Annotated in this window: 9 protein-coding genes; 1 reads left to right on the top strand and 8 read right to left on the bottom strand. The window is 73.4% G+C overall.

Annotated features, from left to right (window positions below; translation table 11 throughout):
* The 7 genes from ACFWVV_RS37380 to ACFWVV_RS37410 all read right to left on the bottom strand — a co-directional run.
* On the bottom strand, positions 1–1,397 hold a 1,397-nt coding region (locus ACFWVV_RS37380; protein WP_384359000.1), incomplete at its 3' end, for a condensation domain-containing protein.
* A 15-nt stretch (positions 1,398–1,412) separates the two neighbouring features.
* Positions 1,413–2,303, bottom strand: a complete 891-nt coding sequence (locus tag ACFWVV_RS37385) for a thioesterase II family protein (RefSeq protein WP_384358998.1) — start codon at positions 2,301–2,303, stop codon at positions 1,413–1,415.
* Positions 2,304–2,312: 9 nt separating this feature from the next.
* Positions 2,313–2,723, bottom strand: coding sequence for a VOC family protein (locus ACFWVV_RS37390; RefSeq protein WP_384358996.1), 411 nt, complete (start codon positions 2,721–2,723; stop codon positions 2,313–2,315).
* Positions 2,720–3,487, bottom strand: coding sequence for a sulfotransferase family protein (locus ACFWVV_RS37395; RefSeq protein WP_384358994.1), 768 nt, complete (start codon positions 3,485–3,487; stop codon positions 2,720–2,722). Before ACFWVV_RS37395 ends, ACFWVV_RS37390 begins: the two co-directional genes overlap by 4 nt.
* Positions 3,484–4,800 (bottom strand): MFS transporter, encoded by a 1,317-nt coding sequence (locus ACFWVV_RS37400; protein WP_384358992.1) that lies wholly within the window; start codon positions 4,798–4,800, stop codon positions 3,484–3,486. The genes ACFWVV_RS37395 and ACFWVV_RS37400 overlap by 4 nt, the downstream gene beginning before the upstream one ends.
* Positions 4,797–7,154, bottom strand: a complete 2,358-nt coding sequence (locus tag ACFWVV_RS37405; RefSeq protein WP_384358990.1) for an AAA family ATPase — start codon at positions 7,152–7,154, stop codon at positions 4,797–4,799. The genes ACFWVV_RS37400 and ACFWVV_RS37405 overlap by 4 nt, the downstream gene beginning before the upstream one ends.
* Before the next feature lie 46 nt (positions 7,155–7,200).
* The gene (locus ACFWVV_RS37410) at positions 7,201–7,422 is read right to left on the bottom strand and encodes an MbtH family protein (protein ID WP_384358988.1); all 222 of its coding nucleotides are present in this window, start codon (positions 7,420–7,422) and stop codon (positions 7,201–7,203) included.
* A 462-nt stretch (positions 7,423–7,884) separates the two neighbouring features.
* Between ACFWVV_RS37410 and ACFWVV_RS37415 the strand changes: the two genes are divergently transcribed.
* Positions 7,885–10,152 carry a M20/M25/M40 family metallo-hydrolase gene (locus tag ACFWVV_RS37415; protein ID WP_384358986.1) on the top strand — a complete coding sequence of 756 codons (2,268 nt, stop codon included), beginning with the start codon at positions 7,885–7,887 and terminating at the stop codon, positions 10,150–10,152.
* 107 nt (positions 10,153–10,259) lie between these two features.
* Here the strand turns inward: ACFWVV_RS37415 and ACFWVV_RS37420 are convergent.
* On the bottom strand, positions 10,260–10,679 hold a 420-nt coding region (locus ACFWVV_RS37420), incomplete at its 5' end, for a phosphopantetheine-binding protein (protein WP_384358984.1).

Consider the following 10,679-nt stretch of genomic DNA (forward strand, 5'->3'; position numbering starts at 1 on the left):
AACAACGCCACCACCCCCTCCACCAAACGCTCCGCCGTCACCCGGTCATACAACTCCGACGAAAACTCCAAAGCACCCACCAGAGCACCGTCGGCATCGGGGACCAGCTCCACACTGAGGTCCAACTGGGCCACCTCACGCGGCAGTTCGACCACTTCCACGCCGAGTGCGCCGAGCGTCGGCGGCTGCATCGGCACGTTGCGCAGCGCGAGCATCACCTGGACCACCGGGGGATGGCCGCCGGTGCGGTCGACGCCCAGTTCCTGGACGATCCGCTCGAAGGGCACGTCCTGGTGCGCGAAGGCCTCCAGGGAGCTCTCCCGGGCGCGGCGGACCAGTTCCCGGAAGGAGATGCCGCCGCCCACGTCCATGCGCAGGGCCAGGGTGTTCACGAAGAAGCCGACCAGCGGCTCCAGTTCGGTACGGGTACGGCCCGCGACAGCCGTACCGACCACCACGTCGCTCTGCCCCGACCAACGACCCAGCACCGCGGAGAAAGCCCCGAGCAACCCCATGAACAACGTCGCCGACTCCCCCTCCACCAGCCGGGTCAGCCGGGCGACGAGCTCGGGCGGCAGGGTCACGGGCACCGAGTCGCCGGCGGAGGTCTGCGCGGGCGGGCGGGGCCGGTCGCCGGGCACGTCCAGGACGGCGGCCCCCTCCAGCCGGCCGCGCCAGTACGCCAGCTGCTTCTCCAGCCGCTCCCCCGACAGCCACTCGCGCTGCCACACCGCGAAGTCCGCGTACTGCACCGGCAGTTCGGGAAGCAGGGGGTCGCGGTCCTGGGAGCAGGCGGCGTACATCTCGGCGAGCTCGCCGACCAGGACGCCCAGCGACCAGCCGTCGACCACGATGTGGTGCACGCAGAGCACCAGTGTCCAGTCGGTCTCCGTGCGGCGCAGCAGCGAGGCCCGCACCAGTGGTCCGTGCGCCATGTCGAAGGGCAGCGACACGTCCGCCCGCACCCTTGCGAACAGTTCTTCCTCGCCCGTACCGGCGGGCAGCCCGGTGACCGGCAGTGGCACCCGGTCCGCCGGAAGGACGATCTGCTGGACGGCGCCTTCGGCGTCCTCGCGGAAGACGGTGCGCAGCACCTCGTGCCGGGCGACCAGTGCGCCGAGGGCGTCCTGGAGGGCCGCGACGTCCACGGCTCCGGTCAGCCGGAGCACGATGGGCAGGACGTACGCGGTGGAGTCGGGCTCCAGGGCGTGCAGGTACCAGAGCCGTTCCTGCCCGGGCGAGGCGGGGAAGGCGTTCTCGGTTCCCTCGGTGCGCGGGCGGCGGGTGATGGCCGGGTTCTTCAGGGCCTTGCGGCGGGCCAGTTCGAGCGTGAGCCTGGCCCGCTGTTCGGGGGTCAGCCCGGCCAGGGCGTTGGTGAGTGCTGCTTCGGTGGTCATCTGCTGCTCCTGGGCTCAGGCGCCGGGTGCGATCGTTTCGAGGTCGCGGGCGAGTGCGGCGAGTACGGGTTGCGGGTGCTCGTGCAGGAAGAAGTGGCCGCCGGGGAAGACCCGCAGGAGGCGGTCGCCGCCGACCTCTTCCGGCGCCCACGGCCAGGCCGTTCCCGGGCCGGCCAGCGGGTCGTCGTCGCCCGCGTAGACGCGCAGGGCGCAGGGCATCGGATGTTCGCGCCGGGCCCTGTGACGGGCGAGCACCTCAAGGTCGGCGCGGAGCACCGGCAGGTACAGCCGGAGGAACTCCTGGTGGTGACGGAGCTCGGGCGGCAGGTGGCGGGAGTGGTCGAGCAGGGCGAGCAGGTCCTCGTCCGTGGTGTCGGCCCCGGCGGCCCAGCGGGCGGGCGGGTTCGCGGAGGGCGGCACGGCGGCGGCGGCGATGACGCCGCGCACCGGTTGGTCTGCCTCGCCGGCACTGCCCCGGCCGTACCGGCCGGTGCCGGCGGGCCGTTGCCCGTACCGGTGGCGGAGCGAGCGGGCCAGTTCCCAGCCGACGGCCGCCCCCATGCTGTGCCCGAAGATCACCAGTGGCAGCTCGGGGAGTGCCGCCAGGTGGGTCTCGATCCCGGCGACGACGTCGGCCATCCTGGTCAGCGGGGGCTCGCCCATCCGCGAGCCGTGACCCGGCAGTTCGACGGCCACCACCTCGGTGCCGCCGGGCAGCTGTTCCGCCCAGCGCCCGTACGCCTGGGCGGTGCCGCCTGCCGGTGGCAGGCAGAGCAGCCGTCGGCGGGCGGGCCCCGGGGAGCGCCGGACGCGCAGCCAGGACTCACCGGCGGCCGGGGCGGAGACGGGGGCGGGGCGGGGCGGCGCGGGGGCCGGGCCGCCCAGCGGCGGGGAGCTGCTCCTCATCGGGTTCCGCTACTCCTCGAAGTGGCCGGGGGCGAGGCTGCGCAGTACGCAGAACTCGTTGCCCTCCGGGTCGGCGAGTACGGTCCAGCTCGCTTCCTCGGGCGTGCCGATGTCGATCCGGCGGGCGCCCAGCGCGACGATCCGCTCCACCTCGGACGGCTGGTCCGAGTCGATGGGGCAGACGTCCAGGTGCAGCCGGTTCTTGCGGGTCTTCGTGCTGTGGGCGCGCTGGAAGACGACCTGTGCGGGCACCGCGGCCCGCCGCAGTTCCTGCAGCGGCGCGATCTCGGCGGGGCCGATCTCCACGAGGTTGCCGTCCCGGTCCTCGTGGACGGTGTAGTCGAGGACGGCGCACCAGAACGCGGCTACCTTGCGCGGGTCGGCGCAGTCGACGACGAGCTGCTCGAATCGGCTGGTCATGCGGCGGCCTCTCCCTGCCGGGGGGTGATCCGGTGCGCGCGCAGGTGCTCGTAGTAGGGGAGCTGGGCCTGGTGGAGCGCGCCCAGGCGGGCGTTGTTCTCGACCGTGTCGGCGTACTCGCCCGAGCGGTCGTGGATGCCGGTGCTGGCGGCCGCCTCGCGGTGCCAGTCCTCGAAGACCTGCCATTCGCTGCGCTCGCCGGCCTGCCAGCTGAGCGCACCCGGCAGGTCGGGCAGCCCGGTGAGCGAGCTGTACACGGCTGCGATGCCCGCCGGGTCGGCGACCAGGTCGGCGGCGTCGACCACCGGAGGGAAGGTGCCTGCGGTGGTGCGGACCAGGTCGAAGATCTCGGCGCAGTGGCCGAAGCCCACTTCGTCGGCCGTCACGCCGGGGTTGCGGGCGTAGTGGGAGGCGATGGCCTCGGCGGGCTCGCGGATGATGAAGGTGTGCTGGAGCGCGGTGGTCAGGCGGGGGTCCGCCAGCAGTCCGGGGTAGCGGAAGTCGGTGGTGTCCTTGAAGTAGACGGTGCGGCCGCCGGTGGCGGCCAGTTCCAGGATCGCGTCGAGCAGGTCCGTCTCGCTCCGGCAGGTGCGCCCCCCGATCTCGAAACTCCCCTTGCTGGTGAGGATGTTGAAGGGCTCGTGGAGGACGGTCAGGTCACCGCGCTCGATCATCATCCGCTCGAAGGCGGTGGAGCGGCAGCGCGGCGGGCTCCACATGGCGATCACGGCGGGACCGGGGGCGGCGGTCTCGGAGGGGGTCACGGGGTTCCTTTCGTGGACCGGAGCATCACGGGGAGGCTGAGCGCCCAGGTGACGGTGAGCACCCCGGCGGCCAGGTAGAAGGGGGCGCGCAGCCCGGCGTACGAGGCGACTGCCCCGCCGGCCAGAGCGCCGAGCGGGGACATGCCGACCGCGACGAGCCGGTACGAGCTGCCGACCCGGCCGAGCAGCCGGGCCGGGACGAGCGTCTGGCGCATGGAAGTGGTGGTGATGGTGAGCACGGCCAGGGCCATGCCGACGGTGCTGAGCACACCGGCGGCCAGCAGCGGCCGTGAGGTGGAGCCCGCGACGACGAACGCGACCGGGGTCAGCGCGCAGAACAGCAGGACGGTGCGTTCGCGGCCCAGCCGGCCCGTGAGCAGCGGGGTGAGGCCGACTCCGGCGACTCCGCCGACCGCGATGACGGCCATCAGCAGGCCGTAGCCGACGCTGCCGACGGCGAGCACGTCGTATGCGTAGAGCACTCCGACGGACACCACGGCGCTGAGACCGAAGTTGAAGGCACCGACCAGCGCGCACACCGAGCGCAGCAGCCGGTGCCGCCACAGCCAGCGGATGCCTTCGGCGGCATCCGCGAGCAGGGTCGTCGGCTGCCCCGTACTCGGGGGCAGCGGTGCGGCGGCGCCCGCCAGGCGGGCGACGAGCAGCGCGGAGATCACGAAGGTGACGGTGTCGATGGCGTAGGGGAAGGCGGTCCCGTGGAGGAGCAGCAGGGCGGCCAGCGGCGGTCCGGCGAGCTCCACGCAGAGCATCGCCACGCCTTGGAGCAGACTGTTGGCCTTGTCGAGGACGGATGCGGGAACCAGTCTGGGGACGATGGCGAGGGTGGCGCTGTCGCGCAGCGTCTCCACCACACCCATGACCAGGGCGAAGACCAGCAGAGTTGCGAGACTGCCGTGGCCAGTGAACAGGGCCAGCGTGAACAGGGCGGCGATCACCGCGCGGACGGCGTCCGACCAGAACATCACCCGCTGCTGGTCGTGCCGGTCGACGAAGGCTCCGGCGAAGGTTCCGGCGAGTACCCAGGGCAGCTGTCCGGCGACGGTCACCAGGGACAGCAGCATCGGATCGCGGGTGAACAGCGCGGCGGTCAGCGGCAGGGCGGCCAGCCGCAGTCCGTCGCCCCAGGAGGCGGCGAAGGTGCTGCTCCACAGCTGCCAGAAGGGCCGGCCGAGGGGCGGTTTCTTCGAGGGGCCGGCGCCGACGGGCTCCGGGGCGGTGGCCCCGGTGGTCCGGGGACCGGGCGGCCCGGCCGCCGGCCCGGACGCGGATGCGGCCTTCGGTGCCGAGGTCAACGCGCGGGCCGTCCGCTCGGTACCGGCACGGTCTCCGGTGTCTGCGGGGCGGCCCGGCCGACCATCGCGGCCACCTCTGCCCGCGAGCAGACGCCGAGCTTCTTGAAGATCCGGGCGAGGTAGGTCTCCACGGTCTTCGGGCTGAGCTCCAGGAAGTGGGCGATCCGCTGGTTGGTGTGCCCGTAGCTGACCAGGACGGATATCTCCCGCTCCCGGCCGCTGAGTTCGGGCAGCATCGGTTGCGGGCCTTCGGGGGCGGGGGCCCCGGGGCCGGTGATGCCGTGCAGCAGGTCCAGCTCCTCGCGCAGACGCCCGGCAAGTGCCAGCAGTTGGCTGCTTCCGGTGGCCTTGGCGGCTTCCTCGACCTCTTCCGCGCAGGCCAGCGCCTCGGGCAGCAGGCCCAGCCGGAGCCGGGTGTGGCCGAGTCCGGCGAGCAGTCCGGGAAGCAGGTGACGCTGGCCGAAGCGGCGGGCCAGGGTGACGGCCCGTTCGATGTGGGTCTCGGCCTCCCGGATCCGGCCGAGGAACAGCTCGGCCCCGACCAGCCACTGGACGGCTTCCAGGTGGGCGGCGAGCTCCTCGTCGGCGAGCGAGTCGATCAGCGCGGCGGCGCGGACGGCGTGCTCAGCCGCTGCCGAACTCCGCCCGAACTGGGCCTCGGTGGCGGCGAGCGCGGCCAGCACGCTGGGATGCGCGGGGTCCGCGGCGGTCTCGGCGAGTACCGTGAGCGCGGCCCGGTCGGCACTGCTCCACTGGCCGCCGGCCTCCAGGACCAGGGCGGTCATCGCCATCCGGAGCCGGCCGCAGCGGGCGGCGCCGGGAGCCACGGCGGCCCGGTCGCAGTGGGCGGCGCAGGCGCTGCCGCAGGCCGCCGCCGCTCCGGCCCCGCCGGTACGGGCGATCTCGCCGCGCAGCATCTCGCGGGCGGCCTCGTGGCGGCCCAGCAGCCGCTGCACCTGGGCGTACAAGGCGACCGCCTCGGCCCGCAGTGCCCCGGGCAGCTCGGCACCGGGAGCCAGCAGTCGCTGGAAGACGGCGGCGGACTCCTCGAACTCGGCCTCGTGCAGCAGCGCCCGGCCCTGCGCGTTCCGGGCCCTGGCCTGGAGCAGGGGGTCGAGGGTGACCACCGGTCGCAGGGCGTGGCGGGCCCAGCGCAGGGCGGCGCCCGGGTCGCGCAGGACGGTGTCCTCGGCGGCGTCCACGAGGGCCCGTACGTCGTCGTCGTCGGCGACCTCGACCGTGCACAGCAGTTGCTGCGCACGCAGTTCGGCCGGCCCCTGGTGGACGCGCAGGGCGGCGGCGGCGCGGGCGTGGGCGCCGGAGCGCCAGCCGCGGCCTGCCGAGTGGTAGGCCACGGCCCGTACGACCGGATCGCGGAAGCGGAAGTCGGGGCCGTCGCCGACGGGACGCACCAGGTCCTCGGCGAGGGCTTCGTCCAGCCCGGCGATGGCGTCGGCCTCGTCGAGCTGGGAGACCTCGACGGCGATCCGCAGGCCGAAGGTGTCGCCGAGCACGGCGGCGGCCCCGACCATGGCCCGGCCGGCGGGGCCGAGCAGCTGGAAGTCGTCGAGCGCGGCGGCGCCCGGCCCGGCGGGCGGCTGCGAGGGCACGGACGGCAGGCCGGAGGGGCCGGCGGGCTCCATCTCGGCGAGCGCCAGCAGCAGCCCCGGGTTGCCGCCGCTGCGCCGCAGCAGGGAATGTCTGGCCGGGCCGTCGAGACCGGCCGGCACCAGGGTGGCCAGGTCGGCGTCCGGACAGCCACCGAGCTCGATGCGGTGGGTCAGGCCACGGGCGGCGGTCTCGGCGAGCACGGCGCGGGTGCGGTGTCCGAGCTGGCGCGGACGGTGGGCCACCGCGATCACCACGGGTGCCGCGAGCGGGCGCTCCAGCAGGTAGCCGAGCAGGTCCAGGGAGTCGTCGTCGGCGCGGTGCAGGTCGTCCAGGACGATCAACAGCCCCTCGGCGTCGGCCAGATGACCCACCAGGCTGCGTACCGCGCGGCATTCGCGGTAGCGGTCACGGACCGGCCGGTCTCCGGACGCGAAGTGGCTCATCGAGGGGAAGAGCGCGGCGAGCCGCTGTTGTTCGTCCTCGGTGAGGCAGTCCCAGAGCCGGGGTCCGGCGTCGGTGACCAGGTCGTCCAGCGCGTCCAGGAACAGCCCGAAGGGGGCCGAGTGCTGGAGCCGGCCCGGCCGGCTCCGGCCGACGTGCCATCCGCTGTCGGTCGCACGGCGGGTGAGTTCGTCCAGGCGACGGGTCTTGCCGCTCCATGCCTCCCCCATCAGCTCCAGTCCGCGGGTGGGTGCACCCGGGATGAGCAGCTCGTCGAGCAGCTGTTGCCAGTGGGCCGTCACAGCTCGTCCCCTCCTTGTGTTCCTTGGCGTGAATGGGCGGTCGCGGTCAGTCCTGGGAGGCCGTCACGGCGCCATCCATGGCGCGGCGGAGGCTGAGCGGCCGCATGTCGGTCCAGTTCTCGTCGATCCACGCAAGGCATTCGTCCTTCGGGCCGGTGATTCCGGGGGCGCGCCACCCTCCGGGAATCTCCTGGCCCGCGGGCCAAACCGAATACTGCTCCTCGTCGTTGACAACGACCTGGTAGAACTCAACGGGTGCATTGATCATTTGCTGACTCCAGTTCTGGATTCTGGATTTCGACTTCCGGCGGGGCTGCGATCCGGACGCCAAACTAGCCACCCGATCAGGGATCACCATCCGTCCGGCCGTGACTTTGTCAGCTGCCCCCGACGACCCCGCGGAACTGTGTCAACTCGCCCCGGAACCATGTCAGGTAGCCGCGACAGGGCGTGGAGCGGCCTTTGATAATTCCGGTGATGTACGTGTTCCGAGCCGCTCGCCCGAAATACCCGACGCATCGAGACCCGGAAAGACTGGTCCTTCACCGTGGCTGATTCCGATACGCATTCCCCGCCCTCTCCCGCCGTTTCTCCGCCGGCCTCCCGCTCCGCGGATCCTTCGGGTGCCCCCCTCTTCGCGCGGGCGTTCACGCGGGGGCGGGCGCACCGTGTCACGCGGCCCTCCGGGCTCCTGCTCCTGGGGCTTTTCCTCCTGCTGACGGCCTGCTCCGTGTGGACCCTTCAGCCGCCGGACCCCGCGCCGGCCTCCGCGCCGAAGAGCGAGTTCTCGGCGCGCCGGGCCCTGGCGGACGCCGAGGTCATCGCCAAGGAGCCGCGCCCGATCGGCAGCCCGGCCTCGGCCGCCGCCCGTACGTACCTCACGACCCGGCTGACCGCGCTCGGCGCCCGGGTCGAGGCCCGGCCGCAGCCCGTGACCCGCGACGAGCATGACGGCACCGCGCTGGTCGCCGAGGTCGCCAACATCCACGCCTCGTTCCCGGGGACGGCCGGTGCCGACGCCGGTCACCTCGTACTGATGGCCCACTACGATTCGGTGCCCGCCGGACCCGGTGCCGCCGACAACGCGGCCAACGTGGCGGCGGTCCTGGAGGTCGTACGGGCCCTGCGCGCCGACGGCAGGGCGGCGCGCAATACGGTCGACGTGCTGCTCACGGACGGGGAGGAGCCCGGACTGCTCGGCGCGCACGCCTTCCTCGCGGACGGCGGACTCGACCCGGCGCACACCGTCGTCCTCAACCTGGAGGCGCGCGGGGTCTCCGGACCCTCCATCATGTTCGAGTCGGGTCCCCGCAACAGCGGCGCCCTGTCGGCCCTGAGCGGCGCCGACCGGCCGATCGCCACGTCACTGGCCGACGAGGTCTACTCCTACCTGCCGAACGACACCGACTTCTCCGAGTTCAAGAAGAAGGGCTTCGGCGGCCTCAACTTCGCCTTCCTGGACGGTTCGGCCCGCTACCACACCCCCGGCGACTCCCTCGCGAACCTCTCGGCGGACAGCGTCCAGCACCAGGGCGACAACGTCCTGGCCGCCGCCCGTTCCCTCGCGGGCCAGGACCTCTCCGAGCTCCAGGAAGGCACCGACGACACCTACTTCACCGTTCTGGGCCTGCTGATCCGCTACCCGAACGCGCTGGTGCTGCCGCTCGCCCTGCTCACCGCGGCCGTCTACGGGGCCGCTCTCCGGCACGCCGGCCGCCGCGGTCTCTCCCGCCGCGGCGTGCTCAGGGCCGCGCTGACCTTTCCGCTCACCCTGCTCGGGGCCGCCGCCGTAGGCTTCGGCGGGTGGGAACTGCTCTGCCTGGCCCAGCCCGGATACGCCGATCTGTCCATGGGCGACAGCTATCGGCCCGGCTGGTTCAGGGCCGCCTTCCTGGCCCTGACCGCCGCCGCGGCCGTCGGCTGGTACCTGCTGGTGCGCCGGCGGACCGGGGCCGCCGAGACCGCGCTGGGCACGGGGGTCTGGCTGACCGTCCTGGGCCTGGCCACCGCTGTCCTCGCGCCGGGCGCCTCCTACCTGTTCGTGTGGCCGCCACTGGTGGGCTGCGCGGCGCTGCTCGTGCAGGTACGCCGCCGCACCGGCGAGGACGGGGAGTACGGCCGCACCCTTGCCCTGTCCCTCTCCGCGCTCGTGGCGCTGCCGCTGCTGCTGCCGGTGATCGTGCTGGTCTTCCCGACGCTCGGCCTGTCGCTTGCCGTGGCCCCGTTGATCCTGATGGCTCTGCTCGTCGCCGTCTCGCTGCCGCTGCTCGGCCTGCTGCCGCGCCGGGCCGCCCCGGTCACGGGTTGGCTGGGGCTTGCCGCCGGGGTCGCTCTGGCACTGACCGGCCTGCGCGTGGACACCTTCGACGCGGATCACCCGCGGCACACCAGCCTCGCGTACGCCTGGGACGCCGACCGGGGCACCGGGCACTGGCTGAGCTCCGACAAGGCGCCGCCGAAGTGGACCGGGGCGCTCGCCGGGTCCGAACGCGCCGACATCCGCGCCCGGTTCCCCACCTTCCCGACCACCCTGGCCGGTGACCTGGTCACCGACGCGGACACCGCCAGGGCGGCTGCGGGCGGCCCGGCCGCTCCCGTGGTGTCGGTGACGTCCGGACAGGCCGGCCCGGGCGGCGTCCGCACCGTACGTCTGCACCTCAGGCCGGCCCCCGGAACCTCCTACGTCAGCCTCTTCGCCGACACCTCGGCACACGGGATACGGGGCGCGGAGGTGGCCGGCACCACGGTGCGCGGCGGCACCAACCGGCCGCTCTCGGCGGGCCCGTGGAAGTGGGGCTTCGCCCTGTGGAAGGTCCCGGCCCAGGGCTTCGACATCACCCTGAAGGTCTCCGGCGCGGGCAAGGTGCCGCTGCGCGTGACGGCGTACACCCCCGGCCTGCCGCAGCGCGCCGGTGCGCTGCCCGCCGGCCTGACCTGGAGCACCTGGGGCGCGTACCTCACCGATGTCACGGCGGTCGGTCTGACCGTGCGCGGCTGACACCGCCGGCCGGCCGCACCGGCCACCCCGACGGCCCCCGCACCCTCTCCCCCACCCTGTTGACGGGTGTGCGGGAGAGGGTGCGGGGGCCGTGGGCGTTCACCGGCTCAGAGCGCGGCCAGAGCGGCGAGCAGCTCGTCCTCGTCCACTTCGGAGAGCTGGATGTCCTGGACGGTCCCGGCGAGCGCCTCGACGGTCAGCCGGCCGGTGAGCATCCGGGCCAGCGGGACCTCGACGCCGAAGGTGTCCCGGACCCTGGAGACGATCTGCACGGCGAGCAGCGAGTGGCCGCCCAGTGCGTGGAAGTCGTCCCGTACCCCGATGGCCCTCGGGGTCCCGAGCACCTCGGACCAGATCGCCACCAGTTCCTTCTCGACCTCGTCCCGCGGCTCCACGTACTCGCCGGCACCGTCGGACTCCTCGTTGGGCGGCGGGAGTTGGGTGGTGTCGGTTTTGCCGTTGGGGAGTTGTGGGAGGTGGGTGAGGTGGGTGAGGTAGGTGGGGATCATTGCGGTGGGGAGGTGGGT

This window comes from Streptomyces sp. NPDC058663 (assembly GCF_042716745.1).
Lineage (GTDB): Bacteria > Actinomycetota > Actinomycetes > Streptomycetales > Streptomycetaceae > Streptomyces.

Excerpts from the sequence above, each read along its gene's own strand:
- ACFWVV_RS37390 (WP_384358996.1), bottom strand. The coding sequence starts at position 2,723 with ATGACCAGCCGATTCGAGCAGCTCGTCGTCGACTGCGCCGACCCGCGC.
- ACFWVV_RS37385 (WP_384358998.1), bottom strand. The coding sequence starts at position 2,303 with ATGAGGAGCAGCTCCCCGCCGCTGGGCGGCCCGGCCCCCGCGCCGCCC.
- ACFWVV_RS37410 (WP_384358988.1), bottom strand. The coding sequence starts at position 7,422 with ATGATCAATGCACCCGTTGAGTTCTACCAGGTCGTTGTCAACGACGAG.